Origin of the sequence: Citrobacter sp. Ca225, from assembly GCF_030337175.1 — a bacterium.
Classification (GTDB): Bacteria; Pseudomonadota; Gammaproteobacteria; order Enterobacterales; family Enterobacteriaceae; genus Citrobacter_A; species Citrobacter_A amalonaticus.
Map to the genome: position 1 here is coordinate 1 of NZ_JAOWCD010000095.1, position 17,127 is coordinate 17,127.

Genomic DNA, 17,127 nt, shown 5'->3' on the forward strand with positions numbered 1-17,127 from the left:
ACACCAACCATATTGACTGGCTGTAGTAATAGGGTATCTGTCGGTAGCTCAGATAAACCGGCAGGAAGATTTGCCAGTGCCTCCTGCTCACGTTGCCATATCGCAGCGGCCAGGGCGTCATGTTCAGCTTCGGCTTTAGGCAGCACACCATTAATCACCAGGTATTGGTTTTTCAGGCCAATTGCAGCCAGTTCTTCATGGGTGCGGGCGACTTCCTGCAGCGTCGATTTTTGCAGTCGTGCAACCAGAACCATGCGGGTACGTTCAGGATCGGATAACGCCTCTACTGCATGAGCATACTGCTCACGCTGCTTTTCCAGCCCGGCCATTGGGCCAAGACAGGAAGCACCATCTGGATTACTTTCAATGAAGCTACTCCAGGCACCGGGAAGCTCGAGAAGGCGAATCGTGTGGCCCGTCGGCGCTGTATCAAAAATGATGTGATCGAAGCGGGTCAGCAGGGTAGCGTCTGTCAATAAGCCGGTGAACTCGTCAAACGCCGCAATCTCAGTGGTACAGGCTCCTGAAAGCTGCTCGCTGATACTGTTAACAACGTCATCTGGCAGAAGACCTTTGATAGGATCAACAATTCTGGCGCGGTATTGCTGGGCGGCTTCCTGCGGGTCAATCTCCAGAGCAGAAAGCCCAGGAACTGCTGTCACAGGGCGAATGTTGTTACCGATAGCTTGGTCGAATACCTGGCCGACATTCGAGGCAGGATCGGTACTGACCAGCAAAACCTGCTTACCCTGTTCGGCAAGGCGGATAGCCGTCGCGCAGGAAATAGAAGTTTTTCCTACGCCTCCCTTGCCAGTAAAAAACAGGTAAGGCGGGATATTCTGTAAGAATTTCATATGTCCTCCTGACATATTCAGCAACAGGAAGTATTACCACCACAGCAGCTGGTGGGAGCTAACCCTACCTTCTCCAGCGGAATACCGAACCAGCGAGCCAGCTCAGCACGTTTTGGGTATCGCCCTGCCATCACAGTTTCACCGTCCAACAGCAGTAGCGGAAGCCCTTCTGCTCCAGATGCTTCGAGAAATGCTTTCGCTTTCTCATTCTGAACAAAGCTCATGGGCTGCTGCGCTAGGTTGTAACGTTCAACCTGTACGCCACGTCCTTTCAGCCACTGCACATCAGCAGAAAAATCAACCAGAATCTGATCGACATCTGAGCCACATACGCCGGTACTGCAGCACATTGCCGGGTCAAACACCGTTAACGTCTTCATTCTAAATACCTCACATTCGTAAAAGCATATATGTCCAGGCAAATTTTTTAGATGCAAACAGCCTTACCGCTACCAGAGCAGTTTGCCGATGCCAGCTTACGGGCGATGGCCTGTACGTCGTCCTGTTGGCTTAACCAGGCCTGCTCAATCACCTGAGCGGCCCAGGAAGGAATATGCGGGGATAAGCGGTAGTGAACCCACTTACCCTGTTTACGGTCCAGCAATAGACCACTTTCCCGGAGCATTGCAAGATGACGGGAGATCTTGGGCTGCGACTGCTCCAACGCCGTGCAAAGATCGCACACGCACAGCTCTCCCATCTCCCTGAGCAGCAGCACGATGCCCAGGCGGGTTTCATCGGAGAGATTTTTGAACAGTTGTAATGCTATGATTTTCATTAAATTTAACGAGGCCTTGAAATTGTGTTGCTTAAAGAACAGAATCAATGCATATGGTAAAGCATATATTTATAATCATAGTAGACCCTTCGTTTCACCAAATCAACTAATAGATCTGCTGCAAAAAATGAGCAAAATTAGGTTGCATACTTTACGTGAAACCTCATTATAAATATGATTTTTTACTTTAAAGAGGGATTTTAAGTTGGAAATATCATATCTGAAACTTAAAGGTTTTAGAAACTTTAAAGATGCACATATCAATTTTAATTCGAACACTCTGATTATCGGAGCTAATGATGTTGGCAAAAGTAATATGCTGCATTCGCTAAGAATGCTATTAGATAAAAGTGTATCAGATTCAGAAATTGAACCAAATGAGCTTGATTTCCATTTAGAAAATGGGAATTCATGTGAAGAGTTTGAGATTATTCTTCATTTTAAAGATATCAATGAAGATGCGGTTCTTTCAATTTTGAAAGGTAATGTCAGTGACTCTGGTGAATCTTTTATTAAGTATGTTGCACAAAAATCTGATCTCAGCTACAAACTTTTTATAGGTGACTCTTTAGAGTCTTTACAAGAAATTAACTCTCGTTATTATCTTAAGTTCGTTAATCTAAAATATATTCAGTCACAACGAGATTTAGAAAGATTTATCCGCAAAGAAAAAAGACAACTCTTAAAAATTGCCCAACAATCATTGAACTCTGATGAAAGAAAAGAAGATGAAGATTTATTAGGAGAGATAAGTACAGATTTGCAGTTGATCAATGATAAAATATCTCAGCTTGTATATGTAGAAAGAGCTACAAAAGAAGTCAACGATGAGTTGAAAAAACTTGCACATCATTATTCAGAGTATTCTGTGCAACTAGATACTGGGGCAATTGGAATAAACGATTTTATTGATAATCTACAACTTGGAGCTAATACAAATGGTTCTAACGTAATGCTTGGAGGAGACGGACGGAACAATCAAATATTATTAGCATTATGGAAAGCGAAAAGTATTAAGGAACATGATATCGATAACGAAGTCATCTTCTATGTTATCGAAGAACCTGAAGCACACCTACACCCTCACCAACAAAGAAAATTGGCTGATTATTTGATAGCTGAACTCCCAGGTCAAACGATCATTTCATCACATTCTCCCCAAATAGCGGTAAACTTTGAGCCAGACTCTATAATAAGATTGCTTGACCGTGGGGGACACACTGTAGCCGCAAGTGAAGGATGCTCAAAAGGTATTTCAGATGGCTGGGAGGATATGAGCTATCGGATGAGTATATTACCAGCAGAATCATTTTTTTCAAATGGCGTTTTCTTAATCGAAGGGCCATCCGAAATTTTGTTTTATCATTCCTTAGCTAAAAGTTTGAAAATTGACCTAGATTATTTAAATATTTCATTGATTTCAGTTGATGGAATATCATTTAAAATATACGCAGCAATTCTAGATGCTTTAGAAATTCCATGGGTAATGCGCACTGATAACGATGTATCAAAGCTAAAAGATAAAGAAAAGTGGCACTATGCAGGGATTAATCGATGTTTAGATATAGCTGGTATAGAAAAGTTTGAGCATAGCGACAAAAAAATATCTTCTCAAGATACTCTTGCTAACGGTGATTGGCAAAAAGTTTCTGATGAAGTGAATAGATCTGGAATATATTTATCAAAAATTGATTTGGAAACTGATCTTGTAGAAGAATTAGGTGCTTCAATATTAGATGCACTAGATAAAAAAAATAACCAAAGCGCAATAGAATATTTACAAAAGAAAAAAGCAATAAGAATGCGTATACTTCTTAAGAAAATTAAAAATGACCTTGATAAACTTAGTATGGGTGATTTGGTTAAACCGTTACACCATCTTGTAAAAATAGTTAAAGGTGAATGAAATGAGCGTTTTTTCACCAACCACTCAGCAAGCATCAGCCATTGACTACCCTAAAAGTATGGTAATAACAGCATGCCCTGGTAGCGGTAAAACTACAGTTATAAAAGAGAAAATTAGAAATATTACCGGTTGTCTTCCTGAGCATAAAGGAGTCATTGCTATTACTTTTACAAGGAAAGCAAGTGCAGAACTAGAGCGTAGATGTAAGGCCGATGGGCACGATATAAAACATAGTTTTTTTGGTACGATTGATAGCTTTTGCTTAAATGAAATAATCATTCCGTTTCTTCCCAAAATATGGGGTGGCAAACCAACAGAATGTAAAGTACTTAAGAAATTAGATTCTCCATATAAATATTACTTAAAGGAGGATTTTTTTGGAACACCATCAATTGTTAATGTCAATGAAGACGCTGGCTATAAGAGACTGTATGATGAGGGAATGCTGTGGATGAGTTCATTTGCTGCCTTATCTTTAAAAATACTCAATGAATCTCCTGCAGCACAACGATATATAAAAGCGAGATATAGCCATATATTTATAGATGAATATCAAGACTCATCCTTATCACAGCATCAATTATTTTTAAAAATAAATGAGATCGGTTTATGTTCTATTGCTGTTGGTGATGTTTGGCAATCAATTTATGAGTTTCGAGGTGGAAATGCAGAGTTGTTACTTGACTTGGTTAGAGATAAAAGTATTTTTGAACATTTTGAGATAAATTTAAATCATAGATGTCATTCATCAATAATTAATTATGCATCTCGACTACTAGATTCAAATTTCGTATTATTGCCAAGTGAAAGTATTAATGTTTATAGGAAGAGATTGCCTGGAAATCTTAAAGATGTTTCGATGACATTATCATCATGGATTTCAAAATGGTTAAATGTAGGTCAATGGGGCGTGGAGCAAGCAAGCCAAATAGCTATTTTTGCAAGAAAAGAACAGTCATTACTATTGCTATGCTCGGGATTGACATCAAATTTCAGGGTTTATATTGATACGCCATTAGATAAATTGGGTACAGAATGTTCAGATTTATATAAAGATCTTCTAGCGTATAGATACAAGGCAATAGGTACTGCGCAAGAATTAATTAATAAAGTATTTGATGGCTTAATCATGAATGACAACCATCAGTTTTTATTAAGGAAAAAAATTAAAATTCTCAGGAGTAATCTAACTGATGAGGAACTAATTAATTACTTCCATGAAATCGCTGGAATGCTAAACATTCAGTTTACTGAATCTAATGATAATGCAGTTTTGGAAATTATATCAGATGGTATGTACTTAAAGCAGTTTATGCCATTAGATAAAAATGAAGTTCAAGTAATGACACTTCACAAGTCTAAAGGACTTGAATTTAAAATAGTATTACATTTGGATATGGATGAATGGTCTTTTCCATATAGATTAGTAAATGAGGTTGATAGAAATATAGCACTTTATCCCAGTCTTCCACAAGAAACAAACCTTCATTACGTTGGTATTACAAGAGCTGAGAAATGCTGCGTATTAATTAATGCAGAGTTACGCCAAAACTCGACTGGGGCATTTAAGAAGTCTGAAGCATCTTACTTTTTTAAATTGCCCCAACTAGAGGGTCTTTATCGTTAGGAAATACTGGTGCATATTTTAATATGCACCATATTTGTTCTTATCTGCTTTAAATACCCACAATGGCTTATACATTAATAAAGATAATTAACATATTACATATTACATATTACATATTACATATTACATATTAATGGTTTTTAGGTCTGGAAAGTATACTGAACTATCTCTATCAACAATAAGGTTGTCAAGATAGTTCCCATACCACTGCATCATCTCCCTACGCCCCTCCAAATACTGCGCATGGTTGTAAGTCCCACGTATCGCGTTCTTATCCACATGTGCTAGCTGCGTTTCTATCCACGCTGAGTTAAAACCTTCTTCATGGAGGATGGTACTCATCGTGTGGCGGAAACCATGTCCTGTCAGCCTTCCTTTATATCCCAATAACTCAATAACCTGATTAACGCTTTCCTTTGAGATCGGCTTCGTTCGATCGTTACGTCCGACGAATACCAGTGGGTATAGCCCGGTAATAGGTTTAAGTGACTCAAAGAGTTCGACAACCTGATCCGACATCGGAACGATGTGTGGTCGTTTCATCTTCATCACTTCAGCAGGGATCTCCCAAAGCCGCTTTTCAAAATTGATATCCTCCCAGCGGGCAAAACGTAATTCCTGGGTTCGTACCCCTGTAAGCATGATGATTTGAGTCGCAGTCTTGGTAATAACGCTACCGGTGTAACCGGCAAGATCCCTAAGAAAGTGAGGGAGTTCTTCGGCTGTCAGGAATGGAAAATGTGTTTTCTTTGGTGTTGCGAGGGCTGTGGCGAGATCGGGTGCTGGATTGTATTCAGCGCGTCCGGTCACAATCGCATGACGGAAAACTTCACCGCAGCGCTGTCTGACTTTGCGCATCTTTTCTAATGCACCACGCTTTTCCATACGACGAAGGGTTTCCAGCAATTCCATGGGCTTAATTTCAGCTATAGGGCGCTTACCGATGTAGGGGAAAATATCCTTTTCAAAGGTATCAATAATTTCATCGCGATAGCGTAATGACCAACGATCCGCTCTCAACTGATGCCATTCACGGGCAATAGCTTCGAAGGTATTTTCATAGTTAAGCTTTTGGGCAATTTTCTCTGCTTTCTTTACTTCACCGGGATCGCTTCCGGCAGACAGCAGCTTTTTCGCAGCATCACGCTTTTCGCGTGCTTGAGCGAGAGAAATCTCGGGATAAACGCCGAAAGCAAGACGCTTTTCTTTACCTGCGTAGCGATACTTTAAACGCCAGTAACGTGAGCCGTTGGTAGTTACTTCAAGGTAGAGGCCGCCACCATCAGATAGCTTATACGGCTTCTCTTTGGGTTTGGCTGTATCAATTTGTCTGACTGTTAGCTTCATTGGGGGCATCTCAAAATAGGGCTATAAATCATGCCCCCCATTATGCCCCCAGAATGCACTTGATTCTGGTAGAGACAGTAGACCTCGGGAGAACATAATCAGCTTTAATTGCGGGTATTATAGGGGATTTACTTGAGACAGTGGAGTTCAGTAGAGGCTAATTGGCGGAAGATCACAGGAGTCGAACCTGCCCGGGACCGCTGGCGGCCCCAACTGGATTTGAAGTCCAGCCGCCTCACCGGAGACGACGATCTTCCGCGCCTGCATTGCTACATGGAGGCGGGGCGCATTATAGCTACTTCCTGACGTTTCCACACCCCCTCACTCACTTTTTTAACTTCCCTTTCTTCTTACCATGATCGGTTTCATATAAATCCTCATAAATTCCTCTAGTTACATTTTCTCACATCTTCTGGCGCAACCGCGATCACAGAAAACAAGAATCGTAATTTAATAACGAGATATCGGAATATCCGTCGCTAGCGCGAATGGTTTACAAAAACGGTAACCGGTACCAGTGCGCATGAGAGCGCGAAAGGATGCGTTATGACTATTCATATTTTGTCTGTTAAGGAGAAGATTGGCTACGGGATGGGCGACGCTGCCAGTCATATCATTTTTGATAACGTCATGCTGTATATGATGTTTTTTTATACCGATATTTTCGGTATTCCCGCCGGTTTTGTCGGCACCATGTTTTTACTGGCGCGTGCGCTGGACGCCATTTCAGACCCGTGCATGGGACTGCTGGCGGATCGCACGCGTTCCCGTTGGGGCAAATTCCGTCCGTGGGTGCTGTTTGGCGCGCTGCCGTTTGGCCTTGTTTGCGTCCTGGCATACAGCACGCCGGACCTCAGCCTGAACGGTAAGATGATTTACGCTGCTATCACCTATACGCTGCTGACGCTGCTTTATACCGTGGTGAATATCCCGTATTGCGCACTGGGCGGGGTGATCACTAATGACCCCACGCAGCGTATTTCTCTGCAATCCTGGCGCTTTGTGCTGGCGACGGCGGGCGGGATGCTCTCGACCGTGCTGATGATGCCGCTGGTGAATATTATTGGCGGTGATAACAAAGCGCTGGGATTTCAGGGCGGGATTGCAGTGCTGTCGGTAGTGGCATTCCTGATGCTGGCGTTTTGCTTCTTCACCACCAAAGAGCGTATCGAAGCGCCACCGAGCACAACCTCAATGCGCGAAGATCTCCGCGATATCTGGCAAAACGACCAGTGGCGGATCGTGGGGCTGCTGACCATCCTCAATATTCTCGCCGTCTGCGTACGCGGTGGCGCGATGATGTATTACGTCACCTGGATCCTGGGGACGCCGGAAGTATTCGTCGCCTTCCTGACCACCTACTGTGTCGGTAACCTGATTGGCTCCGCGCTGGCAAAACCCCTCACCGACTGGAAATGCAAAGTCAGCATCTTCTGGTGGACCAACGCGGCCCTGGCCGTGGTTAGCCTCGCGATGTTCTTTGTCCCGATGCAGGCCGACATCACCATGTTCGTCTTTATCTTCGTGATTGGCGTGTTGCACCAGCTGGTGACGCCGATCCAGTGGGTGATGATGTCCGATACCGTCGATTATGGCGAATGGTGCAACGGTAAACGTCTGACCGGTATCAGTTTTGCGGGCACACTGTTCGTACTCAAACTGGGTCTGGCGCTCGGTGGCGCGCTTATTGGTTGGATGCTGGCAGGCGGTGGCTACGACGCGGCGGCGAAAACGCAGAACAACGCCACCATCAACATCATTATTGCCCTGTTCACAATCGTCCCGGCCATCTGCTATCTGCTGAGTGCCGTGATTGCCAAACGCTTCTACACCCTGAAAACGCCTTACCTGAGAAACATCCTCGACCAACTGGCACAGGGCGCGCGTCGCAATCAGCAAGAATTTACGCATAACGAATTTCAGAACTAAAGGAACAGAGTATGAAGATTAGCGACGGAAACTGGCTGATTCAGCCTGGCCTTAATTTACTTCATCCAGTCCAGGTGTTTGATGTGGAACAGCACGGTAACGAACTGGTGGTTTATGCCGCGCCGCGTGATGTCCGCGAACGCACCTGGCAACTGGATACTCCGCTCTTTACATTGCGTTTCTCTTCGCCGCAGGAAGGGATTGTGGGCGTGCGTATGGAACACTTTCAGGGGGCGCTGGATAACGGTCCGCATTACCCGCTCAACGTTTTACAGGACGTGAAGGTCGATATCCAAAACACCGCTGAGGTTGCTGAGCTGAAAAGCGGTAACTTAAGCGTGCGCGTCACTAAAGGTGAGTGCTGGTCGCTGGATTTCCTGCGTAACGGTGTGCGCATTACCGGTAGTCAGTTGAAGAACAACGGCTATGTGCAGGACACCACCACCCAGCGGAACTACATGTTCGAGCGCCTGGATCTGGGCGTCGGCGAGACGGTTTACGGTCTGGGCGAGCGCTTTACCGCGCTGGTGCGTAATGGTCAGACGGTAGAAACCTGGAACCGCGATGGCGGCACCAGCACCGAACAATCCTATAAGAACATCCCGTTTTATATGACCAACCGTGGCTATGGCGTGCTGGTCAACCATCCACAGTGCGTCTCGTTTGAAGTCGGTTCGGAGAAAGTGTCGAAAGTGCAGTTCAGCGTCGAGGGCGAATATCTCGAATATTTCGTGATCGACGGTCCGACGCCGAAAGAAGTGTTGAACCGCTATACCCGCTTCACGGGGCGTCCGGCGTTGCCGCCTGCCTGGTCGTTTGGCCTGTGGCTGACCACTTCGTTCACCACCAACTACGATGAAGCGACGGTAAACCGCTTTATCGACGGCATGGCTGAGCGCAATCTGCCGCTGCACGTCTTCCACTTTGACTGCTTCTGGATGAAGGCTTTTCAGTGGTGCGACTTCGAATGGGATCCGGTGACGTTCCCCGACCCGGAAGGAATGATTCGTCGTTTGAAGGAGAAAGGGCTGAAGGTCTGCGTATGGATCAACCCGTACATCGGACAGAAATCGCCGATTTTCAAGGAGCTGAAAGAGAAAGGCTACCTGCTGAAACGTCCGGACGGTTCCCTGTGGCAATGGGATAAATGGCAACCGGGGCTGGCGATTTATGACTTCACCAATCCGCAGGCCTGTGAATGGTATGCCAATAAACTGAAAGGTCTGGTGGATATCGGTGTTGACTGCTTCAAGACCGACTTCGGCGAGCGTATCCCGACCGATGTGCAATGGTTTGATGGTTCCGATCCGCAGAAAATGCACAACCATTATGCCTACATCTACAACGAACTGGTGTGGAACGTGCTGAAAGAGACCGTTGGCGAAAAAGAGGCGGTGCTGTTCGCCCGATCCGCATCGGTGGGCGCACAGCAGTTTCCGGTACACTGGGGCGGCGACTGCTACGCCAACTATGAGTCAATGGCGGAAAGCCTGCGCGGCGGCCTGTCCATCGGCTTGTCCGGTTTTGGCTTCTGGAGCCACGATATCGGCGGCTTCGAAAACACCGCGCCGGCACACGTTTATAAACGCTGGTGTGCGTTTGGTCTGCTCTCCAGTCACAGTCGCCTGCACGGCAGCAAATCCTATCGTGTGCCCTGGGCGTATGATGAGGAATCCTGCGATGTGGTGCGCTTCTTCACCGAGCAGAAGTGCCGCATGATGCCGTACCTGTACCGTGAAGCGGCTCGTGCACACGAGCGGGGCACGCCAATGATGCGCGCCATGATGCTGGAGTTCCCGGACGATCCGGCATGCGATTATCTCGATCGCCAGTATATGCTAGGGGATTCAGTGATGGTGGCGCCTGTATTCTCGGAAACGGGGGAGGTGCAGTTTTACTTGCCGGAAGGACGCTGGACGCATCTGTGGCACAATGACGTCGTACAGGGCAGCCGCTGGTACAAACAGCAGCATGACTTCCTGAGTCTGCCAGTGTATGTGCGTGGCAACACCCTGTTGGCGCTGGGCCGTAATAATCAGAAACCAGATTACGCGTGGAACGAAGGCACTGCCTTCCAGTTGTTCGCGCTCGAGGAGGGACGTGAAGCCGTGTGCGACGTCCCTGCTGCTGACGGTTCGGTTATCTTTACGCTGACTGCTAAGCGCAATGGCAACACCCTCACCGTGACGGGCAAGGGGGATGCGCGCGACTGGACGTTGTGCCTGCGTAACATCGCGCAGATTAGCGGTATTCGCGGCGCTTCACACCGGGGAAGCGAACTGGGCGTGATGGTGACGCCGCAAAGTCATGAGATCGTCATTTCGCTTTAAGTTGATGTACCGAGGGGGTGGAGGTTCAGCCGCCCCCACAGCGCCAGCAGCAGATACAACGCGACCGGTAATAAAAAGCTGAACCGGAGGTTGAGTCCATCAATACAAGCAGCCTGCAGTAAGGGTATAACCGCACCACCAATCCCGGCCATCACCATTGCTGCGGCAGAAATATTGGCGATCGCCGGATTTTTGTTGATGGTGTGCCCGAAGATAATCGGATAGAGAATTGAGTTTCCTAAACCGGTCAGGATAAGCAGATAACCGCCAGTGGTATTGTTCAGCCATATCGCCATCATCACCGCCGTTGCACAGGCCAGCGTCGCCATCAGAAACGGCGTGTAATTGCCTGTTTTGTCGGCGAGAAAACCATAAAGAAAACGACCCGCCAGCGCACCTCCCCAGTAAAAAGAGACCAGCGACATCGCAACAGTAGTGCTCCAGCCGCCGATGGTGATGAGATATTTTACCAGACTGGTCGCAAGGCTCACTTCGACGCCGACATAGATAAAAATCGCCGCCACGCTGAATAACAGTTCTCTGTTCTTCCAGGCGTTATACGTTCCTGACGCGGCTTTTCCCGGGCGCGCCACATCCGGCAGGCGGATCCAAAAAACCCCTGCAATCAATGCCAGCGAAAAGCAGGCGAGGCAAAGCCAGAGCGCACTGATAGGTTCTTCACGCGCCAGGATATCGATAGGTGAAAACGCCAGGAGGAGGGCAACCAGCATGGGCGCCAGCGTGGTTCCCAGCGAATTAACCGCAGAGGCCAGACACAGATTGCCAATGCGTTTGTGCGGTGCGCTGAGCAATGTCAGATAGGGATTCGCGACAACCTGCATCGCCGCCACGCCCGTCGCCACGACAAACATCGCCAACAGTGACAGGGCGAAGGAATCCAGCTGCAACGCCAGAGCGAACAGCAGGCATCCCGCAACCGACAACGTTAACGACAGCAGCAACACCTTACGGTACCCCTGGCGTTCAATCAGCATTGAACAGGGCAGACAGGTCAGAAAAGGGGCCACGTAAAAAATAACGGTAATGAAAATAGACTGCGACCACGACAGATGGAAATACTGATAGAAAAAGATGATCAGCACGCTGTTAATGGCGGTTATATTACCCCATAAGAAAAATATCATGGCGAGTAATGTCAGATTTTTATTCATTTCTTTTTTTAATATGAAATTGTGATGAAGTGACCTGTTGCACAGACCGTTTACTTTAAAAAATGATAAATTTATTCTGCACTCACAGGAGCAGAAAATGGAACTGGAAAATGTATTTCGTGATGTAAAATTAAGTAAGACAGAAGTTACCGTGCTGCGCTTTATTCAGAATAATCCAGAGCAATGCATTCGTGAGGGTATCCGCACCGTCGCGGAACACTGTTACAGCAATCCGTCATCGCTGGTCCGTCTGGCGAAAAAGCTCAAATTTAGCGGCTGGCTGGAGCTGGTGTATTTCATTAAATTTAATATCACAATGCCAAAACTTGATGTGACCAATGATATTAACTTTATGAATGTCCAGCCAACCGAAAACCTCGCGTTGCTATTAAATCGTCTGCAGAACGACCGTATTCTTATTCATGGCAGCGGTTTCTCACAACTGATTGCGCAATATATTTATAATAAATTCCTGGTGATTGGCGTGAATGCCAGTCTGGCACTTTGGCCGGACTACGAAATACTGGAACAAAAAACGGCTGCAAAATTCGATTCTATCTGGCTGGTGTCTAAATCTGGTCGCAGCAGTTCGGCATTAAATTGGGTCAAGGCGCTGGAAGGTAAAAATACCGACCTTGTCTGCTTTACCGGTGACTATCAAAGCCCCCTGGCCCAGGCGGCAAACACCGCCGTCATCATTCACGATCCGCAAAAGTTTGATGATGATATCTACTGGAGCAACCCTTTCTTTGGTTACTGCATCCTGGGATTCGAACATTTGCTGAAGCTCTGGTTTATGCAAAATCCGGGCGGGGCGCCACTCGACGCCCCGGGAACGATCATTTCCAGTCGCTAAACTGTGCTTCGTCGAGATACTCGCCAACCAACTTTTCGGCCAACGACCAGGAGCCAATCAGCGGATGCGCCATTAATGCGCGGATTGCCAGAAATTTATCTTTGCGCATGATGGCTTCCACTGCCAGACGCTCGTACTCTTTCACGCAGGAGATCATGTTTTTCTGCGCGTCCGGTACGTGGATCGGCGTCACCGGTTTCAGCCCCTCTTTGCTCAGATCACAGCTGATCTCAATGACATCATCCGGGCGTAAGAAATCCAGCGTGCCATTGTTTTGCAGTGAGACAACGATGCGTTTGCTGGTGGCGCTGTTCACGGCTTCGAGAATATCCAGCGCCACCCCTGCGTAACCGCCGCTATCCGGTTCTTCAATAAACTGTTGCAGCGTTAGCGGCGTGCGGGTGTTGAATTTTTCCTGATGCGACTCACTCTGCATATAGCTATTTTCGCGGCGCAGATAGTGTTTCATCCAGATATCGAATGCGGCTTCCGGGTTTGCCTGCGCATCCACATTCTGCAGTTCCTCGCGCATTTCCTTGTTGATCCGCGCGATAGCTTCACCGCGCGTTTCCGGTGCATCCTGAATCGCTTTCAGCGCCACTTCGCGATAGTAGTAGTAATAGAGATATTCATTCAGCAATTGCTTGTCGCAAAGCTGAATCAGCACCGGTGAGAAGTACTGCATCGCCGTTTTGCTGTACAGCGCCGGGTTGCTCACCAGTTTGTCGGTGACGTCCTCACCCTTCACGGTGAAATGGGTAAACCACGAGAAGTGGTTCAGACCATAGCACTCCACTTTCAAATCCGCTTCGTCGCAGTTGAGGATGGCAGGCAGTTCGCGAATCAACTCTGAAGGGGCATCGCAAATGCCATAAACCCGACGTTTGAACCCGGATTTGATGATCGCCTCGGTAACCAGTCCGGAAGGGTTAGTAAAGTTGAACAGAATGGCATCGGGTGCGGCATGTTCTTCAATCAGACGGCAGTAATTGAGAATGGCGGGAATTGACCGCATCGCCATCGCAAAACCACCCGCCCCAGTGGTTTCCTGACCTAATGTGTTATGGTTGAGCGCGATACGTTCATCGCGCACACGGCTTTCATCGCCGCCGACGCGTAGCGTAGTGATGACATAATTGCTGTTCTTTAACGCGGATACCGGATCCGTCGTCAGGCTGAAACGAATATCAGGTCGAATCGTGGCAAAAACATAACGGGCGATTTCGCCGAAAATTTTCAGGTTCTCTTCTGCGTTATCGAGGAACACCACTTCCTGTAAACCAATACGATGCGCATTATAGGCCAGAGATTTCGCCAGGAACGCGGAACGAACGCCGCCCCCGCCTAATACGGTTAATTTCATAACAACTCCTGATTAATTATTTGCCAGCCAGTTATCTACCCGGGCTCGAACCTGTCCAACCCTCACACCGTAAATAACCTGAACTTCATTTTGATTACGCACTACGCCATTGGCGCCGGTACTTTTTAATAAGGCTTCATCAATTTTGTCGGGATGATGGAGCGCGACGCGTAATCGGGTAAAACAGTTATCAACAGAAATAATGTTCTCTTTGCCACCTAAGCCTTTAATGATCTCATCGGTGACGGCCTGACCTGCTTTGGCCTTTTTATTGCGGTAATCTTCTTTACTGTAGAGTTTCACTTCGCCGTCATCTTCGCGCCCTGGTGTTTTCAGGTTCAGCCTGATGACCAGCGTACGGAAAATGACGTAGTACGCGGCGAATTGCCCGATACCGATTAGAACGTATAGCGGCCAGCGGGTGAGGGCTGCCGGCAACGGCAGGTTATATATCAGAAACTCAATGAGCCCGGACGCGCCCCACGGACGAACCGTCAGCAGATCGCAAATTGCCTGAGAGGCGGCGGTCAGCGTGGCGTGAATCAGCCATAACAGCGGAGAAATAAATAAGAATGTAAATTCAATCGGTTCGGTAATTCCGGTGAGAATAGAGGTAATAATAGCGGGCAACAGAATCGCCTTCGCCATCATTTTCTTCTCCGGCGTGGCGGTGTGGTAAAACGCCAGCGCTGCACCGGAGAGACCAAAGATTGTCGTCATGCCCTGCTGGGAAAAGCGCAGTGCTTCGTTCATTACCGGGGTGAGATCCGGATGGCGCATGTAGGCCAGGAAGATGGCTTGCGTCCCGGAGACCACCTGCCCGTCAACGTTCAGAGTGCCGCCAATCTGGGTCAACTGGAAGGGAGACCAGACAAAGTGGTGCAGTCCTGTTGGGATCAGGAATTTTTCAAAGAAGCCGTACACGAAGACGCCTGCCACCCCGGCGTTTTTCATGAAACTGGTTAATGCCGCGATGCCGTGCGTGATGAACGGCCAGAACCAGGTAAAGGCAATGGCGTAAAAAAGGATCACCGGCGTCATGGCGATTAAGGTCAGTTTTGCGCCGCCGTACATCGAGAGTGCGCCCGGCAGCTCTATTTCAGAGACTTTATTATGGACCCAGGCAATGGTGCAGCCGAGAATAATCCCTAAAAAGATCCCCATATCAACAACGACAAAACCTAAAATTTGCGTTTGTCCGGTGCCATAATATTCGCCATTGACCTTTTCAGCGATGCCGTGAGTATATTCCAGCCAGGAGTGATTGGCGCCCAAAAACATAATAAAGCACATGACGGCAACCAGCGCGACTTCGGTTTTTTTATCTTTCGCCAGACCATAGCTGATGCCGACACAGAAAAGCAGTCCCAGGTTGCCAAATAATGGCCAGAAGGTATCACCGAGGAGTTGACCTATTTGATGTAAAAAGCTGGTTTCGGAAATAAGTGTCGGGTTAGTTAATATTGAACTTAATGCCAGGATTAAGCCAATAACAGGTAAGAACAAGACCGCCCCGATCATTGCTCTGGAGAATCTTTGCATATCCGCCAGAATACGTTGACGTATTACAGACATGGCTATTCCTTTATTTTATGTAGGGTGTTTGTAATTATTAAATAAGACTTCCAACGTAATTGTTATAACAACTCCCGGTGGGGATGAAAACCTGTTGCGGAAAATAGGCACAAATAGCCGATAAATGAATACCTGTTTCGCTTTCATAGGGGCAGCTTGGAGAACGAAACTTACCGTAAGCAGTTATATGTTTGTTTTTTCAGTATAATCAGCTGTCAGATTAATATGCTACTAGCCTAATGGCGACAAATGTGACAGCAGTTTTTCTTTGTTATTCAGTCTCTTATGCATTACAGGTTTCACCTTTATCCCAACCCGCCAGTACCTGCCAACGTGGTAGAGGAGTACGGAACCAGTCGAGCATAAACAGGATTCGCTCAATGCGGCCAACTTTTGCAAGTCCAGTTTGTTTGGGATTGCCGACAAGCTTTTTTTAGTATCAGGGATGCCATTACGGTTCCCTGCTTTGCCGAGGACGCCAGGTGTACTACTTCACTCCAGTGAATTTTCATCTCTTCCAGGTTCACACTGCTCAGGAATATCGCAACTGAGGCATAGGGCATTGATACACTTTCCCTCCGGGTTGATTTAGGGAATCGACGGAAGATCTGTTCACCGACCGGGTAAAAGAGCTGCTGGAACAGCTCGTTCAGAATCGATTGATTTTGGTTAAGTCGTGATTGTTGTATAATATCGGTAGACATAACTGCTTATATATTGAGGGATTAATGATGGCAGCGGCACTCATTTGTTTGGGTGATAAAACGAGTTATGGAGAAATCATTTCTGTCACCGCGTCCCGGTTTGAGGTAAATAAAGCAATAGCCAGGATCGGCGACAAGCTATCATGCAGTATTTGTGATGGCTACTTTGAACTGATGGCTCAGAACTGGACCGAAGAAGGGCTAAGGAAGGTGCGAACAAGTTCCTGATATGAGATCATCATATTCATCCGGAGCGCATCCCAGAGGGACATCATGAGCCATCAACTCACCTTCGCCGATAGTGAATTCAGCACTAAGCGCCGTCAGACCCGAAAAGAGATTTTCCTCTCCCGCATGGAGCAGATTCTGCCATGGCAGAATATGACCGCTGTCATCGAGCCGTTTTATCCCAAGGCGGGCAATGGCCGACGGCCCTATCCGCTGGAGACCATGCTGCGTATTCACTGCATGCAGCATTGGTACAACCTGAGCGACGGTGCCATGGAAGATGCCCTGTACGAAATCGCCTCCATGCGCCTGTTTGCCCGATTATCCCTGGATAGCGCCCTGCCGGATCGCACCACCATCATGAATTTCCGCCACCTGCTCGAGCAGCATCAACTGGCCCGTCAATTGTTCAAGACCATCAATCGCTGGCTGGCCGAAGCAGGCGTCATGATGACCCA

General features: G+C 47.2%; 12 protein-coding genes, 1 tRNA gene and 2 pseudogenes. 6 read left to right on the forward strand and 9 right to left on the reverse strand.

Going from position 1 to position 17,127, the window contains the following annotated elements; all coding sequences use genetic code 11:
* From OGW13_RS17725 to arsR, 3 genes are all read right to left on the reverse strand, one after another.
* Nucleotides 1-854: TRC40/GET3/ArsA family transport-energizing ATPase (locus tag OGW13_RS17725; protein WP_287116330.1), on the reverse strand; the 854-nt coding region annotated here is incomplete at its 3' end.
* 17 nt (nucleotides 855-871) lie between these two features.
* Entirely contained in the window at nucleotides 872-1,234 is a 363-nt protein-coding gene (gene arsD, locus OGW13_RS17730; protein WP_057696013.1) for an arsenite efflux transporter metallochaperone ArsD, read from the reverse strand.
* Between the two features lie 47 nt (nucleotides 1,235-1,281).
* Nucleotides 1,282-1,632 (reverse strand): As(III)-sensing metalloregulatory transcriptional repressor ArsR, encoded by a 351-nt coding sequence (gene arsR / locus OGW13_RS17735; protein ID WP_039272869.1) that lies wholly within the window; start codon nucleotides 1,630-1,632, stop codon nucleotides 1,282-1,284.
* 205 nt (nucleotides 1,633-1,837) lie between these two features.
* Between arsR and OGW13_RS17740 the strand changes: the two genes are divergently transcribed.
* Together OGW13_RS17740 and OGW13_RS17745 are read left to right on the forward strand one after the other, a co-directional pair.
* The gene (locus OGW13_RS17740) at nucleotides 1,838-3,538 is read left to right on the forward strand and encodes an ATP-dependent nuclease (RefSeq protein ID WP_046377359.1); all 1,701 of its coding nucleotides are present in this window, start codon (nucleotides 1,838-1,840) and stop codon (nucleotides 3,536-3,538) included.
* Nucleotide 3,539: 1 nt separating this feature from the next.
* Nucleotides 3,540-5,165 (forward strand): UvrD-helicase domain-containing protein, encoded by a 1,626-nt coding sequence (locus OGW13_RS17745; RefSeq protein ID WP_044599768.1) that lies wholly within the window; start codon nucleotides 3,540-3,542, stop codon nucleotides 5,163-5,165.
* Nucleotides 5,166-5,288: 123 nt separating this feature from the next.
* Here the strand turns inward: OGW13_RS17745 and OGW13_RS17750 are convergent, their stop codons facing one another.
* Entirely contained in the window at nucleotides 5,289-6,512 is a 1,224-nt protein-coding gene (locus tag OGW13_RS17750) for a tyrosine-type recombinase/integrase (RefSeq protein ID WP_044599767.1), read from the reverse strand.
* 162 nt (nucleotides 6,513-6,674) lie between these two features.
* Nucleotides 6,675-6,769 (reverse strand) — tRNA-Sec (locus OGW13_RS17755).
* A gap of 289 nt (nucleotides 6,770-7,058) precedes the next feature.
* Between OGW13_RS17755 and OGW13_RS17760 the strand changes: the two genes are divergently transcribed.
* Entirely contained in the window at nucleotides 7,059-8,441 is a 1,383-nt protein-coding gene (locus tag OGW13_RS17760) for a glycoside-pentoside-hexuronide family transporter (RefSeq protein WP_130097535.1), read from the forward strand.
* Between the two features lie 11 nt (nucleotides 8,442-8,452).
* Complete coding sequence (gene yicI / locus OGW13_RS17765) at nucleotides 8,453-10,771, forward strand: alpha-xylosidase (RefSeq protein WP_090050174.1); 2,319 nt, start codon at nucleotides 8,453-8,455, stop codon at nucleotides 10,769-10,771.
* Here yicI and OGW13_RS17770 read toward each other — a convergent pair.
* A complete protein-coding gene (locus OGW13_RS17770; RefSeq protein WP_044254397.1) occupies nucleotides 10,768-11,943 on the reverse strand; it encodes an MFS transporter in 1,176 nt (391 codons plus the stop codon). The two genes, yicI and OGW13_RS17770, sit on opposite strands and share 4 nt — an antisense overlap.
* A gap of 97 nt (nucleotides 11,944-12,040) precedes the next feature.
* Between OGW13_RS17770 and OGW13_RS17775 the strand changes: the two genes are divergently transcribed.
* Complete coding sequence (locus OGW13_RS17775; RefSeq protein ID WP_058587381.1) at nucleotides 12,041-12,799, forward strand: MurR/RpiR family transcriptional regulator; 759 nt, start codon at nucleotides 12,041-12,043, stop codon at nucleotides 12,797-12,799.
* Here OGW13_RS17775 and OGW13_RS17780 read toward each other — a convergent pair.
* From OGW13_RS17780 to OGW13_RS17790, 3 genes and pseudogenes are all read right to left on the reverse strand, one after another.
* Entirely contained in the window at nucleotides 12,783-14,162 is a 1,380-nt protein-coding gene (locus OGW13_RS17780) for a family 4 glycosyl hydrolase (RefSeq protein WP_287116332.1), read from the reverse strand. The genes OGW13_RS17775 and OGW13_RS17780 overlap by 17 nt on opposite strands.
* Nucleotides 14,163-14,174: 12 nt before the next feature.
* On the reverse strand, nucleotides 14,175-15,737 hold the full coding sequence (locus OGW13_RS17785; protein WP_044254394.1) for a PTS transporter subunit EIIC: 1,563 nt from the start codon (nucleotides 15,735-15,737) through the stop codon (nucleotides 14,175-14,177).
* A gap of 286 nt (nucleotides 15,738-16,023) precedes the next feature.
* Nucleotides 16,024-16,264, reverse strand: a pseudogene (locus tag OGW13_RS17790) (Tn3 family transposase); the annotation flags it as partial.
* Between the two features lie 450 nt (nucleotides 16,265-16,714).
* Between OGW13_RS17790 and OGW13_RS17795 the strand changes: the two are divergent.
* Nucleotides 16,715-17,127 (forward strand): annotated as a pseudogene (locus OGW13_RS17795) (IS5-like element ISKpn26 family transposase); the annotation flags it as partial.

Bases quoted from the DNA above. Each gene is read 5' to 3' on its own strand.
- arsD (WP_057696013.1), bottom strand. From the start codon at position 1,234: ATGAAGACGTTAACGGTGTTTGACCCGGCAATGTGCTGCAGTACCGGC.
- arsR (WP_039272869.1), bottom strand. From the start codon at position 1,632: ATGAAAATCATAGCATTACAACTGTTCAAAAATCTCTCCGATGAAACC.
- OGW13_RS17745 (WP_044599768.1), top strand. From the start codon at position 3,540: ATGAGCGTTTTTTCACCAACCACTCAGCAAGCATCAGCCATTGACTAC.
- OGW13_RS17750 (WP_044599767.1), bottom strand. From the start codon at position 6,512: ATGAAGCTAACAGTCAGACAAATTGATACAGCCAAACCCAAAGAGAAG.
- OGW13_RS17760 (WP_130097535.1), top strand. From the start codon at position 7,059: ATGACTATTCATATTTTGTCTGTTAAGGAGAAGATTGGCTACGGGATG.
- yicI (WP_090050174.1), top strand. From the start codon at position 8,453: ATGAAGATTAGCGACGGAAACTGGCTGATTCAGCCTGGCCTTAATTTA.
- OGW13_RS17770 (WP_044254397.1), bottom strand. From the start codon at position 11,943: ATGAATAAAAATCTGACATTACTCGCCATGATATTTTTCTTATGGGGT.
- OGW13_RS17775 (WP_058587381.1), top strand. From the start codon at position 12,041: ATGGAACTGGAAAATGTATTTCGTGATGTAAAATTAAGTAAGACAGAA.
- OGW13_RS17780 (WP_287116332.1), bottom strand. From the start codon at position 14,162: ATGAAATTAACCGTATTAGGCGGGGGCGGCGTTCGTTCCGCGTTCCTG.
- OGW13_RS17785 (WP_044254394.1), bottom strand. From the start codon at position 15,737: ATGTCTGTAATACGTCAACGTATTCTGGCGGATATGCAAAGATTCTCC.